The 21,182-nt window shown below is 64.0% G+C and carries 15 protein-coding genes; 11 read left to right on the top strand and 4 right to left on the bottom strand.

Going from position 1 to position 21,182, the window contains the following annotated elements:
* The first annotated feature begins 237 nt into the window (after positions 1 to 237).
* The 4 genes from FA94_RS29145 to FA94_RS29130 all read left to right on the top strand — a co-directional run bounded on the left by FA94_RS29145 (position 238) and on the right by FA94_RS29130 (position 5,575).
* On the top strand, positions 238 to 2,511 hold the full coding sequence (locus FA94_RS29145) for an amylo-alpha-1,6-glucosidase (protein WP_035557902.1): 2,274 nt from the start codon (positions 238 to 240) through the stop codon (positions 2,509 to 2,511).
* A 98-nt stretch (positions 2,512 to 2,609) separates the two neighbouring features.
* A complete protein-coding gene (locus tag FA94_RS29140) occupies positions 2,610 to 3,464 on the top strand; it encodes a MurR/RpiR family transcriptional regulator (RefSeq protein ID WP_035557899.1) in 855 nt (284 codons plus the stop codon).
* Positions 3,465 to 3,633: 169 nt separating this feature from the next.
* A complete protein-coding gene (locus FA94_RS29135) occupies positions 3,634 to 4,962 on the top strand; it encodes an aspartate aminotransferase family protein (protein WP_035557895.1) in 1,329 nt (442 codons plus the stop codon).
* A 58-nt stretch (positions 4,963 to 5,020) separates the two neighbouring features.
* Positions 5,021 to 5,575 (top strand): carboxymuconolactone decarboxylase family protein, encoded by a 555-nt coding sequence (locus tag FA94_RS29130; RefSeq protein WP_035563371.1) that lies wholly within the window; start codon positions 5,021 to 5,023, stop codon positions 5,573 to 5,575.
* Positions 5,576 to 5,713: 138 nt separating this feature from the next.
* Here the strand turns inward: FA94_RS29130 and FA94_RS29125 are convergent, their stop codons facing one another.
* On the bottom strand, positions 5,714 to 6,022 hold the full coding sequence (locus FA94_RS29125; RefSeq protein ID WP_035557892.1) for a DUF4148 domain-containing protein: 309 nt from the start codon (positions 6,020 to 6,022) through the stop codon (positions 5,714 to 5,716).
* A gap of 359 nt (positions 6,023 to 6,381) precedes the next feature.
* Here FA94_RS29125 and FA94_RS29120 point away from each other — a divergent pair, with 359 nt between their 5' ends.
* The 5 genes from FA94_RS29120 (at position 6,382) to FA94_RS29100 (ending at position 10,863) form a co-directional block, all read left to right on the top strand.
* The gene (locus FA94_RS29120) at positions 6,382 to 6,807 is read left to right on the top strand and encodes an OsmC family protein (RefSeq protein ID WP_035557889.1); all 426 of its coding nucleotides are present in this window, start codon (positions 6,382 to 6,384) and stop codon (positions 6,805 to 6,807) included.
* Between the two features lie 225 nt (positions 6,808 to 7,032).
* Positions 7,033 to 7,881, top strand: a complete 849-nt coding sequence (locus tag FA94_RS29115) for an isocitrate lyase/PEP mutase family protein (protein ID WP_035557888.1) — start codon at positions 7,033 to 7,035, stop codon at positions 7,879 to 7,881.
* A gap of 73 nt (positions 7,882 to 7,954) precedes the next feature.
* On the top strand, positions 7,955 to 8,593 hold the full coding sequence (locus FA94_RS29110; protein ID WP_035557886.1) for a TetR/AcrR family transcriptional regulator: 639 nt from the start codon (positions 7,955 to 7,957) through the stop codon (positions 8,591 to 8,593).
* A 31-nt stretch (positions 8,594 to 8,624) separates the two neighbouring features.
* Entirely contained in the window at positions 8,625 to 10,097 is a 1,473-nt protein-coding gene (locus tag FA94_RS29105; protein ID WP_081936210.1) for an MFS transporter, read from the top strand.
* Positions 10,098 to 10,587: 490 nt separating this feature from the next.
* Complete coding sequence (locus FA94_RS29100) at positions 10,588 to 10,863, top strand: YodC family protein (RefSeq protein ID WP_035557884.1); 276 nt, start codon at positions 10,588 to 10,590, stop codon at positions 10,861 to 10,863.
* Between the two features lie 38 nt (positions 10,864 to 10,901).
* Here FA94_RS29100 and FA94_RS29095 read toward each other — a convergent pair whose 3' ends face one another.
* Positions 10,902 to 11,213 (bottom strand): superinfection immunity protein, encoded by a 312-nt coding sequence (locus tag FA94_RS29095; protein WP_035557882.1) that lies wholly within the window; start codon positions 11,211 to 11,213, stop codon positions 10,902 to 10,904.
* Positions 11,214 to 11,418: 205 nt separating this feature from the next.
* On the opposite strand from FA94_RS29095, the gene FA94_RS29090 reads away from it, so the two are divergent.
* Together FA94_RS29090 and FA94_RS29085 are read left to right on the top strand one after the other, a co-directional pair.
* Complete coding sequence (locus FA94_RS29090; RefSeq protein WP_035557879.1) at positions 11,419 to 12,882, top strand: M20 family metallopeptidase; 1,464 nt, start codon at positions 11,419 to 11,421, stop codon at positions 12,880 to 12,882.
* Positions 12,883 to 13,371: 489 nt separating this feature from the next.
* Positions 13,372 to 14,259, top strand: coding sequence for a crotonase/enoyl-CoA hydratase family protein (locus FA94_RS29085; RefSeq protein WP_035557877.1), 888 nt, complete (start codon positions 13,372 to 13,374; stop codon positions 14,257 to 14,259).
* Between the two features lie 73 nt (positions 14,260 to 14,332).
* Here FA94_RS29085 and pdeR read toward each other — a convergent pair whose 3' ends face one another.
* On the bottom strand, positions 14,333 to 16,336 hold the full coding sequence (pdeR, locus tag FA94_RS29080) for a cyclic di-GMP phosphodiesterase (RefSeq protein ID WP_035557874.1): 2,004 nt from the start codon (positions 16,334 to 16,336) through the stop codon (positions 14,333 to 14,335).
* 229 nt (positions 16,337 to 16,565) lie between these two features.
* Positions 16,566 to 21,074, bottom strand: a complete 4,509-nt coding sequence (locus FA94_RS29075) for a DEAD/DEAH box helicase (protein ID WP_035557871.1) — start codon at positions 21,072 to 21,074, stop codon at positions 16,566 to 16,568.
* Between the last annotated feature and the right edge of the window lie 108 nt (positions 21,075 to 21,182).

The raw sequence follows: 21,182 nt of genomic DNA, 5'->3' as shown, positions 1-21,182 counted from the left end.
GCGATCGCGCCTTTTTTTATGGCCGCTGCCGGCGCTGCGTTGCGTCGTTGCCGCCGCCGCCGCGAAAACCCTGCACGTCCTGTGCCACGGAAAAAAATCCGAAACTCCGCCGTGATAAGTTCGTCTGACGCGGGTAGACCCTCTACAATCGGAAGCGACCGGGCTGGTCCCAGCAGCAACCGGATGGGACACCGAACGCACCATGAACGCACAAGCGAACCCATAGGAGTGACTCTGATGCAGCAGCCAGAAGCCCTCGGCGGCCTTTCGGGCGGAATCGATCATCACGAACCCGAGCCGGACGGCGCATTCATCCCGACGGAAAATCTCAACGTCGCGAGCGCCGCCCAGCATGTGCTGAAGTCCGGCGACACCTTCATCGTCAACGATCCGCTCGGCGATATCACGGGCCACGACGACGGCCTGTTCGTCAACGACACGCGGGTGCTGTCGCAACTGCGGCTGACCTTCGGCGGCCGCGCGCCGTCGCTGTTGTCGGGCAGTGTCAGCAGCGACAACACGTCGTTCACCGCGCATCTGACCAATCGTCCGCTGCCGCCGCTCGGCGGCGACAGTACACCGGAGGGCGTGATCCACGTCGAGCGCGTGCGGGTGCTGTCGGGCACCGTGCTCAACGAAGCGATCGAACTCACCAATTACGGCACCAGCGACGCTACCGTGCCGCTGTCCATTTCGTTCGCCAGCGACTTCCGCGACATGTTCGAAGTGCGCGGCCTGAAGCGCGACAAGCAAGGCCGCATCGAACCCGCACGGATTGAAAACCGCGAGGTGCTGCTCGGCTATCTGGGTCTCGACGACGTGGCGCGCAACGTGCAGATCGCGTTCTCGCCGGAACCGGACAAGCTGTTCGCCGACCGTGCCGATTACACCGTCAAGCTGCCGGCGCAGGCGTGCGTGTCGATTTATCTGTCGGTGGCGGTGCAGGTCGTGCCGCAAGCGGGCAAGCCCGCCGCCGAAGTCTCCCAGCCCACTCACGCGCAGAGTGAAGCGCACATGTCGCAGATCGACGCGGAGCGTCCGCGCGTCGGCCGCGCCGCGGTGCGCGCCGCGCTGGTCGACGCCCACCTCGTGATGCGCGAGCGCCGTCGCGTGACCGCGAGGGTACGTTCGAGCAATCCGCTGTTCAACGCATGGATCGACCGTTCGCTCGCCGACCTGGGTCTACTGACCACGGACCTCGCCACCGGTCCGTATCCGTATGCCGGCATTCCGTGGTTCTCGACGCCGTTCGGTCGCGACGCCGTGATCACGTCGCTGCAGACGTTGTGGTTGCAGCCGCAACTGGCGGCCGGTGTGTTGCGTTTTCTCGCCGAGCATCAGGCGCGTGAAAACTCGCCGTTCCGCGACGCCGCGCCCGGCAAGATCATGCACGAAATGCGCAAGGGCGAAATGGCCGCCACGGGTGAAGTGCCGTTCGCGTTGTACTACGGCGGCGTCGACACTACGCCGCTGTTTATCGTGCTGGCCGGCGCCTACGCGGCACGCACGGGCGACCTCGCGCTGATCGACGAATTGTGGCCGGCGCTTGAGCGCGCGGCGCAGTGGGTCGCGGGCGTGTGCGACAAGAACCGTTTCGGCCTGCTCGACTATCAGCGCGAGTCGGACGGCGGTCTGGCGAATCAAGGTTGGAAAGACAGCCACGACTCGGTGTTTCATGCCGACGGCCGCTTTCCCGACGGCCCGATTGCGCTCGTCGAAGTGCAGGCCTACGCGAGCGCCGCGTTCGACACGATGGCGCACTTCGCGAAGCTGCGCGGCCTGCACGAACCGGCCGAGCACTACAGCGAACGCGCGAAAAAAATCCGTCAGTGCGTGGAAGAAAAGTACTGGATGGAAGAGTCCGGGTTCTACGGCATCGCGCTCGACGGTCACGGCGAACTGTGTCGCGTGATGGCGTCGAACGCGGGCCATCTGCTGGCCTTCGGTTTGCCTGCGCGGGAGCGCGGCGAAGCGGTGGTGCGCGCGCTCGACTCCACGCTGTTTCATACCGGCTGGGGCGTGCGCACGCTGGCCGCGAGCCAGGCGCGCTTCAACCCGATGGCGTATCACAACGGCTCGGTCTGGCCGCACGACAACGCGCTGTGCGCGCGCGGTCTGTCGCGCTACGGCGGTAAAGCGGCCGCCGTTCGGCTTCTGCAGGCGCTGTTCCAGGCGGCGGTGAATTTCGACATGCGTTTGCCCGAGCTGTTCTGCGGTTTTCCGCGGCGACGCGGCGAGCCGCCTACCGCGTATCCGGTTGCGTGTCTGCCGCAAGCCTGGGCAGCGGGCTCGCCGTTCATGATGCTCGAAGCGTGTCTGGGCATCACGATCGACGCCGAGCGCCGCGAAGTGCTGATCGAACAGCCGATGCTGCCCGAAGGCATCGACTGGCTCGAAGTCGGCGATCTGCGGGTCGGCGATTCGTCGGTGTCGATCACGTTCCGCCGCATTGGCGAGAAGGTGGTTGCGTCGGCCGAGCAGGGCGATGTGCGGGTGGTGGCGCTGTTGTAAATCGGCGGTAAAACCGTGTTGTCACTAATGTTGGATGCGATGTGCCGGGTGGTAACATTTGTTGTCATCCTCATCGGCCGTTCGCCCGGTACATCCGCATGCCAGACAGTTTCGACCAGCTCGCCGCCCTGATCAGGGCGCGCTTTTCCGAACTGAGTCCGCAGTTCCAGATGGGAGCGGGTTTCCTGCTCGATCATCCCGACGAGGTCGCGGTCTCGTCCATGCGCAAAGTGGCCGAGCGTGCGCAGGTGCAACCGGCTTCGCTGGTGCGCCTGTCGCAGCAACTCGGTTTCCCCGGCTGGAACGAATTGCGCAACCTGTTCGTCGCGCGCGTGCGCACGCGGCCCGAAGCCCTGACCAGCCGCGCCCGCTCGCTGGTCAAATCGAAAGACGCGCTGGCTATCGATCTGCTGGCCGCGCAACAGCACAATCTCGCGGTCACCGCCGCGCACAACGGTCGCGCGATCGTGGAGGCGGCGCGCCTGTTACGGCGCGCGCCGCATGTGCATGTGGCCGGTTTCCGTTCCTGTTATGCGGTGGCTTTCGGGTTCGTCTACGAGTATCGGCTGTTCCGGTCGTCCGTGTCGCTGATCAACGGTGAAGCGGGCACGCTGGAAATGCAGTTGCGTTCGGTCGAGCGCGATAGTGCGACCCTCGTCGTCAGTTTTGCGCCGTATTCGGTGGAAGCGGCGCGCGTGGCCGAAGCCGCGCAGGAAAAAGGCAGCAAGCTGATCGCCATTACCGACAGCGCGGTCTCGCCGATCGCGCTGAATGCCGACAAGGTGCTGATCTTTTCGCACGAGAGCCCGTCGTTCTTTCCGTCGCTGGTGGCGGCGACCGCGATTACCGAATCGCTGGTCGCGCATCTGCTGGCGCTGGAAGGCGCCGACGCGGTCGAGCAGCTCGCCATCGCCGAGCAGTCGTTGCACGCCAAGGGCGCGTACGTCCCTTGAAAATGTCCGTTTGAATTGAGGTAAAAACCACCCGGAGCAGCATGGCTCCGGGTGGTTCACACTCATGCTATTTGACAACAAATGTTGTAATAGTGTATAAATGCGGATCGATTGTTGAATCAGTGCTAGCCGTGCTGTGAAAGCAGGATTTACCAGGAAACCGACCACCATGTCCACCGTCTTCCATCGTTCGCCGAAGCAGTCGCTGCCGGTTGCCGTCGCGGGCGACGGCATCGAAATCATCGACTCCACCGGCAAGCGCTATATCGACGCGTCCGGCGGCGCCGCCGTGTCGTGTCTCGGCCACAGCAACCAGCGCGTGATCGACGCGATCAAACGGCAGTCGCAGCAGTTGCCGTACGCGCACACGTCGTTCTTCACGACCGAGGCCGCCGAGGAACTCGCCGACCGTCTGGTCGCGAGCGCGCCCGCCGGGCTCGAGCACGTGTACTTCGTGTCGGGCGGCTCCGAGGCGATCGAGGCCGCGCTGAAACTGGCGCGTCAGTATTTCGTCGAGAAGGGCGAGCCGCAGCGTCGGCATTTCATTGCGCGCCGGCAGAGTTATCACGGCAATACGCTGGGCGCGCTGGCGATTGGCGGCAATGCGTGGCGCCGCGAGCCGTTCCTGCCGATCCTGATCGAGGCGCATCACGTCAGCCCGTGTTACGCGTATCGCGAGCAACACGCCGACGAAACCGAAGAGGCTTTCGCGCAACGTCTCGCCGATGAACTCGAGCAGAAGATCCTCGAACTCGGCGCGGATTCGGTGGCGGCGTTCGTCGCGGAAACGGTGGTGGGCGCAACGGCCGGCGCGGTGCCGCCGGTGCGCGAGTATTTCCGCAAGATTCGCGCGGTGTGCGACCGCTACGGCGTGTTGCTGATACTTGACGAGATCATGTCGGGCATGGGCCGCACAGGCTATCTGTACGCCTGCGAGGAAGACGGCGTGGCGCCGGATCTGCTGACCATCGCCAAGGGTCTCGGCGCGGGGTATCAGCCGATCGGCGCGACCCTGGTGAGCGATCGTGTCTATCAGACGATCGTCGGCGGATCGGGCTTTTTTCAGCACGGGCACACCTATATCGGCCACGCGACCGCCTGCGCCGCCGCGCTCGAAGTGCAGCGCGTGATCGCCGACGAGCACCTGCTGCCGAACGTGCTGGCGCGCGGCGAACAGTTGCGCGGCCGCTTGCGCGAGCACTACGCGCAGCATCCGCATATCGGCGATGTGCGCGGACGAGGACTGTTCGTCGGTGTCGAACTGGTCAGGGACCGCGCGAGCAAAACGCCGTTCGATGCCGGCGTGAAACTGCACGCGGCGATCCGTCGCGAAGCTTTCGCGCGCGGCTTGATGGTGTATCCGATGGGCGGCACGGTCGACGGCAAGATCGGCGATCATGTGCTGCTGGCGCCGCCGTTCATCTGCACGGCACGCGACATCGACGAGATCGTCGGGCGATTGAGCGACGCGATTAGCGGCGCATTGGCCGCCGTGTGATCCCGGGCGACTTCTCATTCACCTTTCCGACTACGCCACGCGACCTGCGAGACCGATGATGACCGAGCGTTTGCCTCACTTCGACCCGTCCGACGCCACCCCCGAACAGAAGGCTGTGCTGGACGAGATTCTGTCCGGTCCGCGCGGCAATCTGAACGGGCCGTTTCTCGGCTGGATTCATAGTCCCGAACTGGCGCAGCAGGCGCAGCGCCTGGGTGCGTTCTGCCGCTACCGGACGGGGTTGCCGCTGCGCCTCTCGGAGCTGGCGATTCTGGTGACTGCCGCGCGCTGGCAGGCGCAGGCGGAGTGGACCATCCACTATCCGATCGCGTTGGAAGCGGGCGTGCCGGCCGCGGATGCCGAGACGATCCGCCAGGGGCATCGCCCGGATTTCGCGGATGCCGACGACGCGCTGATCCACGATTTCGCGAGCGAGCTGTACGACACGAAACGCGTGTCGGACGCGACCTATGCGAAGGCGGTCGAGCGCTTCGGGCATCAGGTGGTGATCAACCTGGTCGGCTTGCTCGGCTACTACGCGCTGGTGGCGATGACGTTGAACGTGTTCGGCATGCGGGCGGTGGGGCAGGAGAGTTTGCCGTTCGACGAATAACGGCGTTCTGAACCAGGCGCATTCGATCTTTGCGCTGCAAACAAAAAGCGCTGAGGTGGCGAGCTAATTCGCCACCTCAGCGCTTTTTTACTGCTACAGCCAGACCCCTTCGTTGCCGCCGACTGAGCGGCGAGCGTCTTACTGCCCGCGATACGTCGAGAACAGGCGTTGTTGCACCGACGTCGGCGCGCCAGCCGCCGACGACCCGGCGCTCGTCCCGCCCACATCCTGCGAACCTTGTTCAGCGACTGCGACCGGGACCGCGTTTTGCGGCACGGTCTTCGGATAGGTGGTGTCGTTCTGGTTCAGGAGCCCCGCTTGCTGCGCGGCAACCAGTTCGGCGCGAACCTGGGCGCGCGTCACCGGGCCATTCGTCTGCTGCGCAAACGACACGGCCGGAACGAGGAGAGCGGATGCAACGACCACAGCGGAAATAAGCGATTTCATGATGACCTCCGGTATTCGATTGTTGGAGAGACCGGGTGGAATGCTGTGTCCCGATCTGTTGAAATCAGTCTATTTCTTGCAAGGTCCGTGAAAAAGCCGTGTTCCAGAGAAAGATTGTTACTGATATTGATATGGTTGCTGAGGTGGGTTCCGTGCTGGACGTTTATGGCACCGTCACGGCGTTAGCACACGGAAGCGCCTATGATGAAGTTCGATTTCCGCCCGAGAGGGTACAACTCGCAACTGCGTTGCGTGGGACCAGAGTAAGCGCTGAAGCGCTAACGCTGGTTGAGCGCAACTTCGTTGCATGGGACCAGAGTAAGCGCTAAAGCGCCAACTCTGGTCGACAGGAGAAAGCGATGAAGCGCAAAGCATCAGCAGTCTGGCAAGGCGGCCTGCAAGACGGTAAGGGCTCGATTTCCACCGACAGCGGCGTCCTCAAGGAAACCCAGTACTCGTTTGCGACCCGCTTCGCGGACGGCATCGGCACGAATCCGGAAGAGCTGATCGCGGCTGCGCATGCGGGGTGTTTCTCGATGGCGCTATCGGCGGAACTGGGCAAGGCCGGCATCACGCCCGAACGGATCGGCACCACGGCCACCGTCACGCTGGATAAAGACGGCGGCGGCTTCTCGATCACCGCCGTGCATCTCGATGTGGCCGTGAAGATTCCCGGCGGCGACAAGGCCGCTTTCGAAAAAGCCACGGCGGATGCCAAGGCGGGTTGCCCGGTTTCCAAAGTCCTGAACGCCACCATCACGCTGGACGCGAAGCTCGAAACCTAAGGCGCAACCTGAGCGGAAACCTAAGCCGCAACCTGGCTTGGAACCTGAGTTCCAACCCAAGCCGCATCGCGAGTTGCCGCTTTCAAACCCGCTGTCATAATGCGGCAAGCCGGTGCGCGGGCTGACCCCGCCACCGGCTTTTCTCGTTGCTCGCAAGCCTCCTCAACGATTCACCGCTGCGCCGCGGCAACCTGCCGGGGCTGGTGGTCTTCCATGGAACCGTCAATGACAACGCAATCCGACAAAGCACGGCAATTCCAGTCGTATCACGCCGCCGGCGAAGCCTTCATCATCCCCAATCCGTACGACATTGGCACCGCGCGACTGCTCGCGCTGGCCGGCTTCAAAGCGCTCGCTACCAGCAGCGCCGGCTACGCGTTCACACGCGGTTTGCCGGATAACGCGATCGGCCGCGCGCAGATGATGCTGCACCTCGCCGAGATCGCCGGCGCTACCGATTTGCCCGTCAGCGCCGATCTGGAAAACGGCTTCGGCGACGCCCCCGAAGATTGCGCGGAAACCATTCGCCAGGCGGCGGCGGCCGGGGTCGTCGGCGGTTCGATCGAAGATTGGACCGGCCGCGACGACGACCCGATCTATTCGTTCGAGGCCGCCGTGGAGCGCGTGCGCGCCGCGGTCGAAGCCGCTCGCGCGCTGCCGTTCCCGTTCACGCTGACCGCACGCGCCGAAAACTATCTGACCGGCCGTCCCGATCTCAACGATACGATCCGCCGTTTGCAGGCGTATCAGGAAGCCGGCGCGGACGTGTTGTACGCGCCCGGTCTGAAGACGCGCGAAGAAATCACCTCGGTGGTCAGCGCGCTGGACCGGCCGGTCAACGTGTTGATGGGCCTGCAAGGCGTCGTGCTCAGCTTCGACGAATTGCGGGCGCTGGGCGTGCGTCGCGTGAGCGTCGGCGGATCGTTGGCGCGCGCGGCGTTGGGCGCATTCCAGCGCGCGGCGCACGAGATGCGCGAGCACGGCACGTTCGATTTCACGAAAGAAGCGGCCAGCGGGAGTGAGATGAATCAGTTGTTCACGGCGGCGGACCAGAAGTGGCGAAAGCCGGGCTGAGCGGCTAGCAAGCCCGTGGGTCTACGAAAACTCGACCTTGCTTTCTTGAACGGGTAGTCATAATATCCGTCCCATGAAGCAATCCGGTTCTCCCAATCAATCGGCGAAGAAAGCAGGTGCGGGGTGTCCAAGAGGCCGGCCGCGCGAGTTCGATACCAACACGGTGTTGGCGAGCGCGAGCCAGGTGTTCTGGAACCACGGCTACCACGCCACTTCGATCGACGACCTGTGCAAGGCGACCGGCCTGTTGCGCGGCAGCCTGTACGGCGTATTCGGCGACAAGCACGGCATCATGCTGGCCGCGCTGGATCACTACGCGGAAGGTTCGGTCGCGCGGCTCGCCGAGCGGCTGAACGCGCCGGTCCCGGCTGAGGAAGCGCTGCGCAACGCGTTGCTGCATTACGCGCGGGTTGCCTGCGCATTGACCGGCGAACGTAGCTGCTTCATCACCAACACCACGCTCGAAATGCAACCGGGCGACGACGAGCTGCGCACCCGCGTCGCCGCGATTCAGCGGCGCATGGCGACCTTGCTCGCGGCGTCGGTGATTCGCGGCCAGGCGAGCGGCGGATTCAATGCCACGCTCGACGAAAAAGCCGTCGGCGATTTCCTGCTGTGCGTCATGCAGGGGTTGCGCGTGATGGGCCGCGTCGCCCATCAGGAAGACGCGCTGATAAAAATCGTGGACGTCGCGATGCGTGCGCTCGTCTAAATTTTTTTGCCTAATTTTTGAACGATCGGTCATGAATTGTGAAGCAATCAAGTCCGCTGCGGCGGCAACCCCGAAGCAAACCGCGCCGCGCGGTGAACGGCAGGGGCTCGCGCTGGCCGTGCTGTTCGTCGGCGCGTTTCTCGCGCCGCTCGACTACTTCATCGTCAATCTCGCGCTGCCGTCGATTCACAGCGGCCTGAACGCCACTAACGCGCAGTTGCAACTTGTGGTGTCCGCGTACGCGTCGTCGTATGCGGTGCTGCTGATCACGGGGGGGCGGCTCGGCGATCTATATGGCCGCCGTCGCATGTTCATGACGGGCATGGCGGCCTTCGTGATCGCTTCCGCGCTGTGCGGCTTCGCCACCAGCGGCCACATGCTGGTGATTTCGCGGATCGTGCAAGGCATCGCCGCCGCGGTGATGGCGCCGCAGGTACTCGCGACGGTGCGCGCGGTGGTGCCGCTGCATCGGCAGACCAAGGTGATGAGCCTGTATGGCTTCATGTTCGGGCTGTCGTCGATCGTCGGGCAACTGGGCGGCGGGGCGCTGATCACGTATCACCCATTCGGACTCGACTGGCGGATCATCTTTCTGATCAACATTCCAATCGGCATCGTGGCGTTCATCGGCACGTGGAAGTTCGTGCCGGAAAATCAGCCGGCCACCCGCGCGGGCATCGACCTGAAGGGCGTGGCCTTGCTCTCCGCGGTGCTGCTGCTGATCATTTACCCGTTGACGCATGGCCGCGAAGCCGGCTGGCCGGTGTGGACCTTCGTGATGTTCGCGCTCGCCGTGCCGGTCTTCGCGCTGTTCGTGACGACCGAGCGGCGGGTGGAGCGCAGCGGCGGTTATCCGCTGGTGGATCTGCAATTGTTCCGCAATCCGGCCTTCGCACTGGGTCTGGTGCTCGCGTTCCTGTTCTATTGCAACAGCGCGTTTTTCCTGACGTACGGGATCTTCCTGCAGACGGGTCTGCACTGGACGCCGCTCGCCTCCGGCATGGCGATCATGCCGTTCGCGCTGGGCTTCGTCGCTGGACCGTTGACGTCGCCGATGGTGGTCAAGCGGATCGGCAGTCACGTGCTGACGCTCGGCTTCTCGATGATGACCGTCGGCTTCGCGATCACCGGCTGGGCCTCCGCCCACTCCGTGACGCCGGATCTGCCGTTCTATCTGGGGCTGGTGTGCGCGGGCATCGGCAACGGTTTGCTGCTGCCGTCGATTGTGCGCATCGTGCTGCTGGAAGTGCCGCCGGAGAAGGCCGGGCTCGCGTCGGGCGTGGTCTCGTCGACCTTGCAGATCGGCTCGGCGTTCGGCACGGCGGCGATCAGCGGCGCGTTCTTTGGTGTGATCGGCGGTCATTCGACGGCCACCGCGTACGCGCATGGCTTCCAGTTCAGCCTCGCGATCAATGCGCTGCTGATGTTCGTATGTATCGGTTTGAGCGTGCTGCTGGTGCGGCATCAGCAACATGCGCTGCGCCTCGCGACACAGCCGGTTTGAAAATCGCGGGCTGGTAATCGTTTTCAGCAAGCTGGCCGGAAATTATTATGCACTTTCAACAAACCGTAATATCGGGCATAGCTTATTTGCCGGTGAGCGCGTCGTTCACAGGTAATTCCGTTTGCGGCGTTTGACGGGGATCACAATAAACCCGGATAACGGTATATAAGCGCATTAAATATGACGAAATACAACTCGCATTTTCTACTGGGAAGCGAGTCGAAAGCCGTAACTCTTGCGATCGTGCGGTGCCGCATGGGCGGCATGACTGGCTTGGTGTTGAAGGGTTTTCCCTGCTTTCTGTGCGTTGGCCCGCTATGCCAAACCTATTGCAGTGCCGCTGAAAACGATGTCAATAAAAAGCGCTTGCCGGGATTAAATTCAATTGTTAATCTGGGTTCACTTTTTAGAGTCATCCCTCAGAAGTTCCAACGTCGAAAAGTCCGGTGCAATGACTTAAATGCCGCTCAACAGTTCCAGGGGATTGAATATGCTGACCGCCACCATTGACGCACTTCAGATACCGCCAGCCGCGAGCTTCAACGTCGGCGACGTCGTGACGTTGAAGGACGGCGGCTCGCGCATGACGGTCACCTATGCGGGACCGGTGGCGCTCAATCCCGGCGACTGGCTGATCTGCGAGTGGTTCGACGAACACGGCGAATTGCGCCGCGAGATGTTCGCGCCGGCCAGCGTGCGCGCCGAGCCGCGCTCCATCCCCGCCGGGTCCGTGCAATGGAGCCGGGTGGGGCGCCGGGCCGCCTGAGCGCTCGCGGCCAGCCAAATCAGGTCCGCTTCGCGGCCTTACTTCTTCAAACTATCCCGTGCGGTGGCGCGTCGTTGCACGCGCACCAGCAACGCGGTCGAAAATGCCTTCATCCGCACGATCTTGCGTGTCTCGACCACCTCGCCGGCGACGTTCTTCGGCGGGTTCGGTTGCAACGACCAGTAAAGCGCAAGCAGCCAGCCGAAACCGGTCCAACCCAGGCACGCGTTGAAGAGCGCCAGCGTCAGCACGTCGTGACGCTTGCGACGATCCGCCAGAATCGCCGGCAGAAAATACAGCGCCAATGCGAGCACGGCGGCCACAGCCTGAACGATGACATTGCCCGCCATGGGGGCACTCCTCAAACGCAACGTAAACCACGATTGTCGCGCGATTGTTTCTTTTGCGCAGCGTCCATGCGGAACGATTTTTCGTGTCGAGCGACCGGTCGCCGCGGGCCGCTGGCGGCCGGGCCAGGTGGCGAGGGCTTCAGCGCATCGGGCATCAGGACTATCATGTCCGTTTCGACCGACCAGAGCCGACACGGACGCCACCATGATCTCCGACGATACGACCCAGCAGACCCAACGCATCAACCACGACACGCTACGCGAATTCGTCGACCGTAAATGGAACGATGAGATCGTGCCGGCGTTGACGGACTACATTGCGATTCCGGCGAAGAGCCCGGCGTTCGATCCCGAGTGGGTCAAGAACGGCTATCTGGAACGCGTGATCACCGACGCCGCGCAATGGGCCGAACAGCAACCCGTGCGCGGCCTGAAGCTCGAAGTGATCCGCTTGCCGGGCCGCACGCCGGTGATCTTCTTCGAAACGGCCGCGACCCGTTCGGGCAGCGAAGAAACCATCGTGCTGTACGGTCACCTCGACAAGCAGCCCGAGTTTGACGGCTGGCGCAACGACCTTGGGCCCTGGACGCCGAAGCTCGAGAACGACAAACTCTACGGCCGCGGCGGCGCCGACGACGGCTACGCGATCTATGCCAGCATTACCGCGCTCGCCGCGCTGGACGCGCAAGGTATCGAGCGTCCGCGTTGCGTCGGTCTGATCGAAACCTGCGAGGAGTCGGGCAGCTACGATCTGCTGCCGTACGTCGACGTCTTGCGCGAGCGACTCGGCAAGGTCGGGCTCGTCGTGTGTCTCGATTCGGGCGCGGGCAACTACGATCAACTGTGGCTCACCACGTCGCTGCGCGGACTCGTGGCCGGCGACCTCGAAGTGCAGGTGCTCGACGAAGGCATTCACTCGGGCGGTTACGGCGGTATCGCGCCGTCGAGCTTCCGCATCATGCGGCAACTGTTCGACCGTCTCGAAGACTCCGCGAACGGCACGCTGCTGCCGAAGGGCTTCCACGTTCAGATTCCGGCCGACCGCCTGCGCGAAGCGGAAGCGACCGCGAAGATTCTCGGCGACGACGTCTGGAAGAAACTGCCGTGGGCCTGCGGCGAGAACGGCCGCCAGGTGCTGCCCACCACCACCAATCCGCAGGAAGCGCTGCTCAATTCGACGTGGCGTCCGTCGTTGTCGGTGACCGGCGCGGCGGGCATGCCCGCGCTCGCCGATGCCGGCAACGTGCTGCGTCCGCGCACCGCGTTCAAGCTGTCGCTGCGTCTGCCGCCGATGATCGAAGCGGAGAAGGCCGTCGCCGAACTGAAGGCGCTGCTCGAAGTCGATCCGCCGTACAACGCGAAGGTGACGTTCAAGCCGGACGCGGGCGCGGCGAGCGGCTGGAGCGCGCCCGATCTCGCACCGTGGCTCGCCACCGCGCTCAACGACGCATCGCGTCAACACTATGGCGCCGACGTCGCGTACATGGGGCAGGGCGGCACGATTCCGTTGATGAACGTGCTGAAGGCGGGCTTCCCGAAATCGCAGTTCATGGTGTGCGGCGTGTTGGGGCCGAAGTCGAATGCGCACGGGCCGAACGAGTTCCTGCATGTGCCGTACGGCAAGAAGCTGACCGCCGCGGTGGCCGATGTGATCGCCGCCGCGCCGTGAGCGTTCGTACGTTCGTGCGCCCGTAAGTTCGTAGGTCCGTAGGTCCATGAGTTCGTGCCGCTCGGTCAGACCCGACCGGCACGACTCGCATAGCCGCGGGGAAAGGCCCGCACTATGCAATTTGGGTATTCCGTCTGTCAGGCCACCATTTAAAAAATAAACATCCGCAATACGTATTTTCGATTGCATTGCCTAACCGCGCGTTATTTCCTTTTCATTCCAATTCGGCAAAAAATTCGGATTTACGCCGCCCGCTTTTTGCATGCGGCGGCATGCTCATTGGCGGGCTAATTTCGCCCATCTTCGGTGCGCAACCGTTTGCGTCCGCGGCATCGTGCGAATAGACGGCCGCCTGCCGCCGGAGCGCCGCCCGGCGTGGCTTCGATAAGCGCTTGCATTCATCTGTTGGTTACACCGCTCCCATCCGATTCCGGTCTGCTTTAGGCTCGCATTGCATTACCAGTGTTTAACCTTAAAGGACCGTTCAAAATGAATCTGCATAGCCACCACGCCTGCCGTCCGTTCATCGAAGCCGGCAACCTGTCGCAAATCTCCGCTTACTATGAAGAAGGCCGCAACATCATGTGGATGATGTTGCGAGCGCAACCGCGTCCCTGTTTCAACCTCGATCTGGTGCATGACATTCTGGGGCTCGCGCAGGCGGCGCGAGAGTCGGGGCTGCAGATCGATTTCTGGGTGACCGGGTCGTTGATTCCGACCATGTACAACGTCGGCGGCGATCTCGATTTCTTCGCCGAAACGATTCGTTCGGGCAAGCGTCAGGCGCTGATGGCCTACGCGCGGGCCTGTGTGGATTGCGTGCATGCCGCGGCGCGCGGCTTCGACACCGGCGCGATTTCGATCGCGATGGTGGAGGGCACGGCGCTCGGCGGCGGCTTCGAGGCGGCGCTCGCCCATCATTTCCTGCTGGCGCAGAACGATGCGCGCATGGGCTTCCCGGAGATCGCGTTCAATCTGTTCCCGGGCATGGGCGGGTACTCGCTGGTGGCGCGCAAGGCCGGCATGCGGCTCGCCGAGGAATTGATCGGCGTGGGGGAATCGCATACGGCGGAATGGCACTACGGCAAGGGGCTGGTCGATCAGTTGTTCGAACCCGGCGACGCCTATCTCGCCACGCGCACGTTTATCGATACGCTCAAGCCGAAGATGAACGGCATTCGCGCGATGTTGCGGGCCCGCCAGCGCGTGCTGCAATTGTCGCGTGCCGAACTGATGGAAATTACCGAAGACTGGGTGGACGCTGCTTTCACGATCGAGGAGAAGGACCTCGCCTTCATGGAGCGGCTGGTGACGCTGCAAAACCGCCGCACGTCCAACATGCGCCAGGCGGCTACCAGCGCGGCCAACTTCGCGTGAATCGCGGCTGATTCAAACGCGTCGAACCGCAACGGGCGGTCTCAATGGGACTTTCTACGGAGCGGGCGGAAGCTCAGGCAATCAGCCTGAGCTTCTGTCTATCCTGCAACCAGCGTTCGAATTCAGCGGCCGGCATGGCCTGGCCGTACAGGAAGCCCTGCACGTAATCGACGCCGAGTCCCTTCATGAACAGTTCTTCCGATTCGGTTTCGATCCCCTCGGCCACCACCTTCAGATCCAGCTCCTGCGCGACCGCCACCATGGAGCGCACGAGCGCCTGCGCCTTGGTGTCGGCGTTGATCGAGCGCACGAAGCTGCGGTCGAGCTTGATCAGGTCGAGCGGAATGCGGCCCAGTTGCGACAGCGATGAGTAGCCGGTGCCGAAGTCGTCCAGATGCACCTGCGCGCCGAGCACGCGGAACTGTTTGATGAGCTCCAGTGCGGCCGCTTCGTCTTCGATCAGGCAGCTCTCGGTGAGCTCGAGATCGATCAGGCAAGGGTCGAGACTGGCGTTCTGCAGCGCCTCGGTGAAATGACGCACCACGGCCGTATCGACCAGTTGCCGCGCCGACACGTTGATCGCGATGCGCAGGTTGTAGCCGTCTGCTTTCCACCTGGCGGCCTGCTTCGCGGCGGTGTTCATGACCCAGCGGCCGAGCACGCCGATCAGACCGGATTCCTCCGCATAGCGGATGAACTCCGCCGGCATGATCTGCCCGCGCTCCGGCGAATTCCAGCGCACCAGCGCTTCGGCGCCTTGCACCGTGCCAGTGGCGAGCGACAGCTTGGGCTGGTAGTGCAACGTTAGCTGGCCTTCGTCGAGCCCGCGGCGCAGGTTGGTGTCGAGCCACATGTACTCGGCGACCCGGCGGTTCATGTCCGGCGAGAACACGCGGTGCGTGCGCTTGCCTTCGTCTTTGGCGACGTACATGGCCGTGTCGGCCGAACGGATCAGCGATTCGAGACTGTCGCCGTGTTCCGGATAGCACGCAATGCCGATCGAGCAGCCGGTGTAGACCTCCACGAGGCCCAGTGCGAACGGCGTGCGCATGCGTTCGAGAATGCGCTGCGCGGTGGCTTCGAGTTCGTGCGCGGTGCCCTTGGCCGCGAGCACGATGAACTCGTCGCCGCCGAGTCGCGCGAGCACGTCGCCTTCGTTCAGGCAGGTGCTGATGGCCGACGACACGTCGCGGATCAGCCGGTCGCCGAACACGTGACCGTAGTGGTCGTTGACCTTCTTGAAGTTGTCGAGATCGAGGAACAGCACGCCGACCGCTTCACCGGGCGCGGCTTCTTCGATCGCGACGCGGATCTTGTCCTGGATCGCGTTGCGGTTGGCGAGGCCGGTGAGCGCGTCGGTATTGGCCAGCAGGGTGAGCCGTTCCTGCGCGAGGCGTTCTTCGGTGATGTCGGTGCCCGAGCAGATCAGGAATTGCTCTTCGACGCCGCTGCCGCTCTGGACGAATTTATTGCGGAACAGGAAGAGCCGTTCGCCGTGCACCGTCTTGATACGCCGCTCGACTTCATACGACACGCCGCGATTGAAGAAGCCGGCAATGTTCTGGCTGGAGGCGGCGCCGTCTTCGGTGGACATGAACAGCGCCCACACGTTGCGGCCGATGATGTTCTCTTCCTTGACGCCGGTGAGTTCTTCGGCCAGCCGGTTGAAGCGTTGTATTCGCCCATGCCGGTCCACGATCACCACGACCGAATTCACTTCGGAGACGACCTGTTCGGCGAACGACAGACCATGCACCAGATCGCGCGCCACCGATTCGGTGTCGTCGTACGCGGACGCGGTGCCGGCCCAGGTGTTGCTGTTGAGTTTTTTGCCGACCAGATGCAGACGCAACGGTTCGCCGAAGAGGCGCACGTCGAAGATCAGATGCGAGGTGACGCCGGTCAGGCAACGAATCTGCGAAGCTTGTTGAGGGTTCAGCGGAATCGCGACATTGGCGGGTACGTCGCCGGTAACGGGCGTGAGTTCAAGCGCGTTGCTGTCGGTCGACAGACGCCAGCATGGGCTGCTTGTGCCGAACTGGGCAAAAAGCACCTGCTCGTGTTGGTCGTCGTTCATGGGATCCCCGGGCGATGTGTGCCGTTGGCCGCCGTAAAGGCGGAAGGCGGCAGACAGTCTTCATCATACTTAAGACTCTACCCATTGTAGCTAAGCGGCTGCGCTTCGGGCTTATAAACATTAACGGTAGGACAGCCCGGAGCTTTAGGGCTTGCTTCAAAATCGGCTTTAGTGCTTCTAAATGACCCGACTGTGTAATTAGCCGGGTAATTCGCTGTGTAATTCGCGTTCAAACCGCGTGCAAACCCTGGAACCTTTTTGCCAGCCAGCCGCGTGCCCGCTCCCGTTCGACCGGGTTTTCCTCCACAGTGGGCGCGAACCAGAAAGTCCCTGCCACGAGTGTGGCGATCACCACGCCATCGCGATACAGCACCCGATTGCCGGCCACGGCGGGCACGCGTTCGCCGACAAGCAAGGTGCCCGCCAGATTCAACGGATCGGTGCCGGCGACGCACACAAAAGCACTGTCGTTCGCATGGCGGCGAACCTCTCGCAATAGGGGAATCGCTTCCGGCAACGCAAACTGTTCGCCCGCTAGACCGTTGACGAAGCGTCCGCCGCGAATCACGCCGCGCGCTTCGAGGCGCTGCAGCACGCGCAGCAGATCGCGCCACGGCGGCAGCCAGTCGGCCTCGCGTTCGAGCAGACGCCAGAACACGACGCCATAGCGGCGCAGCAGCGTCATGGCGACGTGTTCGAGCACGTCGGGCGGCAACTGCCTGCGCCGCTCGGGTGCAGGTGTGGGCACTGGCTCGGCGGCGGGCGCCGGGCGGCTGACCAGCGCCCAACGACCCGCATCGTCCATTCCTCCGATCAATGCGCTCGACCTCGCGCGCCGGTTGCTGGGGAACGCATTGCGTTTGGCCACGGGCTTCAGCAGCGCGCGTAGGCCCGCGAAACTGTCCGAGTTTACGAGACCGGCGGCCACCAGTTCGCCTAATGCGCTCTCCAGTTCCATCCGCAAAACGCGGACTTCCGTCAGCAGTTCGTCGAAGAACATGGCGCCGTGTTGCGCCAGCGCGTCGTAGACGCTTTGCGCGCGCGCCGACAACGCCGCTTGCTTCGACGGATCGATCAACGCGTTCCACATGCGCACCTGGCCGCGCGGCAACAGCACGATCGGTGTGCTGCGAACCGGTCCGGCACTACTGCGCGCACGGTCGCTCAGACGGGTCCAGACGATCTTGCCGGCCCGACATAGTTCGTCGAGCGAAGTGTTCGAATAAGCCTTCACGCGAGCCGGCAGGATGTCGTCTTCCCACGCGCCCGCGGCGGCCTGGAAGCCTTCCATCTGGTCGAGCACCGCGGCGAGCGCGTCGCGGCCCTCGCTGCGTGTGTCGGGCGTCAGGTGCTGCCATGCGAACAGAAAGCGCATGAAGTCGTGCCGTTCCACCGGCTCGATTTCGCGACGCAAGCGTTTCACCGTGTAGCGGTGGATGCGTGCGAGCAGATGGCGTTCGCACCATTCTTCCACGTCGGCGTGCGGCGTGAAGCGGCCGCGCATTACGTAGCCTTCCGCTTCAAGGCGCGTCAGCGTCTGTTCGACCGATGCCGCCGGCAAAGTGAGCGCTTGCGCGATCGCTTCGACGGGCAGCGGGCCGAAGCCGGTCAGGCGCGCGCGCAGGACGTCGAGCAGGGCGTCGTCGGCGGTCAAGGTTTCGGCGTAGCCTTTGGGCGCGACGAGCGGCGGCGCGTAGCGAGCGGCCGGGACGTCAGGGTAGAGCGCCTGGAAGCCGGTGAGGCGTTCGGCGGGCAGCCACAGCGCGACTTTTTCGCTGACCTGCAGGCGTGTCGCGCGGCCCGACCCGGCCAGCGCGGCGAGCCATGCGGGCCAGTCTTCGTGCGCCTGCGCTTCGGCCTCGGTGATGCAGGCGAGGCCCGTCAGCGCTTCGTGCATCTCGTCGGCGTTGCGCGCCTGCGGCCAGGCTTCGTCGCGCACGCTGTCGATCGCGTCGGCGTCGAGTGCGCCAAGGTCGTCGGCGCTGGCGGGATCGGTCCAGCGGCGATTCATCACCGCCTGCGTGCGGCGTTCCTCGATCGGCGCGTCGTCCAGATAGGCGTACGGTTTCGCGGTCAGGATTTCGGCGGCCAGCGGCGATGGCGCCGGCAAATCACGCGCCACCAGTTGCACGTCTCCCTGTTCGATACGGCGCAGCAGCGCCAGCCAGGTGTCACTATCCATCGCGTCGTGCAGACAGTCGTCGACGGTCTGGTCGACTAGCGGATGACGCGGCAATTCGCGCTCGCCGACGACGTTCTCCAGACACGCCGCCTGCTCCGGAAACACGCTTGTGAGGAGGTCTTCGCTGCGCATGCGCTGCAGTTGCGGCGCGGTTTTGCGGCCACCGGTGTAACGCGGCAAACCGAGCGCGGTGGTCGCGTTCCAGCGCCAGCGCACGCCGAACAGCGGCGCGTCGAGCAGCGCCTGGATCAGCAGATGTTCGGCGCTGTTCGAATGCAGATAGCGCCACACTTCGTCGAGCACGAACGAGTGGCTGCCGGTCAGCGACAGGACGATCGCGTCCTCGGTAGCGGCGGCTTGCAGTTCGAAGTTGAAGGTCCGGCAAAAACGCTTGCGCAGCGCGAGTCCCCACGCGCGGTTCACGCGGCTGCCGAACGGCGCGTGAATCACGAGTTGGGTGCCACCGGATTCGTCGAAGAAACGCTCCATGACCAGCGTGTTTTGCGTCGGCAGCACGCCGAGCGCGGCGCGGGCGCGGGCGAGATAGTCGACGATCTGGCGCGCAGCGGCTTCGTCGAGACCGAGGGTGTCGATGAGCCAGTCGATCGCGTGGTCGAGGTGGGCGGGGTGCGTTTCGGTTTCGGTTTGCGCTTCGAGCAAATGCCCGATCTGCTCTCTTAAGCGCGCCACGCCGAACGACAGTTCGTCGCTGCGTCCCGGCGCTTCGCCGAGCCAGAACGGAATATTCGGCGGCTGGCCTTGCGCGTCCTCGACCCGCACGCGGCCGCTCTCGATCCGCAGAATCCGGTACGACGCATTGCCGAGCTGGAACACGTCGCCGGCCAGACTTTCGACCGCGAAGTCTTCGTTGACGGTGCCGATGTTGATCGCCTGCGGTTCGAGCACGACGGCGTAGTCGGCGTTCTCGGGAATCGTGCCGCCCGAGGTCACGGCCACCAGCTTGCCGCCGCGCCGGCCGCGCAGCGTGCCGCTCACCACGTCGCGGTGGATATACGCGCCGCGCGGACCGTTGCGGCTCGTGTAGCCTTCGGCAAGCATGCGCAGCACGGCGTCGTACTGCTCGCGTTCGAGATCCCCGTAGGGCGCGGCGTGTCGCATCATGTCGAACAGCGCGTCTTCGTCCCACTCGGCGCTGGAGACTTCGGCGACGATCTGCTGCGCGAGCACGTCGAGCGGCGCGCGCGGAATCCGCAGCGCATCGAGTTCGCCGCGCTGCACGCAATCGAGCAGCGCCGCGCATTCGATCAGATCGTCGCGCGAGGCGGGAAACAGCCGCCCTTTGGGCATGCCGCCGACCTGATGGCCCGAGCGTCCGACGCGTTGCAGGAACGGCGCGATCGCGCGCGGCGAACCCATCTGGCAGACCAGTTCGACATCGCCGATATCGATGCCGAGTTCCAGCGATGCCGTCGCGATCAACACGCGCAATTCACCGCGTTTGAGGCGCTGTTCGGCGTCGAAACGATGTTCTTTCGCGAGGCTGCCGTGATGTGCGGCGACCGCGTTCTTGCCCAGCCGCTCGGTCAGATGACGCGCGGCGCGTTCGGCCATGCGGCGCGTGTTGACGAACACCAGCGTGGTGCGGTGCATCGCCACCAGTTCGGCGAGGCGGTCGTAGACGCGTTCCCACACTTCGTTCGACATGACCGCTTCGAGCGGCACCGGCGGGATTTCCAGCGCGAGATCGCGGGCGCGGATATGGCCGACGTCGATGATCGCGCAGTCGGCGGGCTCGCTGCTCGCGAGACTTGCGCCGCCCACCAGAAAGCGTGCGACCGCGCTGACCGGCTTTTGCGTGGCCGACAGGCCGATACGCGGCAAGCGACGCTGGCACAACGCGTCGAGCCGTTCGAGGCTGAGCGCGAGATGACTGCCGCGCTTGCTGCCCGCGAGCGCGTGAATTTCATCGACGATCACCGTGCGCACGGTGGCGAGCATGCGGCGGCCGGAGTCCGAGCCGAGCAGCACGTAGAGCGATTCGGGTGTGGTCACCAGGATGTGCGGCGCGCGTTTTTTTAGCGCGTTGCGCTCTTGCTGGGTGGTGTCGCCGGTGCGCACGGCGGTGCGGATATCGAGCGGCGGCAGGCCGAGCGCGGCGAGTTCTTCGGCGATGCCTTGCAATGGAGATTGCAGGTTGATGCGGATGTCGTTGGAAAGGGCTTTCAGCGGCGAGATGTAGACCACCAGCGTTTCATCGGGCAGGGCGCCGCCGTTGGCGAGGCCTTGCTGGACCAGATCGTCGAGTGCGGAGAGGAAGGCGGTGAGGGTTTTGCCGGAGCCGGTCGGAGCGGCGACCAGCGTGGAGCGGCCGCTGCGGATTTGCGGCCATGCGGCGGTTTGGGCGTCGGTGGGCGCGGGGAATGTTTTTTTGAACCAGTTGGAGACGGCGGGGTGGAAGGGGGTTAGTGCGTTTAGTGCGTTTAGTGCGGTGGACGTGGTTGATTGGGCCGAGGTTGTGCCCGCCGCTTTGCGCGACGCTTTGGAAGGGCGAGCCGCGTTTAGCGCGGCGGTGGGCTTTGTCTTTGCCGAAGTCATGAGGGCTTAGATGGGGGCGTGGGGTGCCATATCTAGAGGCGCGGTTTCGGGTCAGTCTGGCAGGTTTACGCGGGGTTTGCTGGGGGGATTGAAAGGCGGGTGAAATAG

The organism is Burkholderia sp. 9120 (assembly GCF_000745015.1).
Lineage (GTDB): Bacteria > Pseudomonadota > Gammaproteobacteria > Burkholderiales > Burkholderiaceae > Paraburkholderia.
Note: the sequence above shows the minus strand (reverse complement) of the source record. Positions and strands in the feature narration are given on the sequence as shown.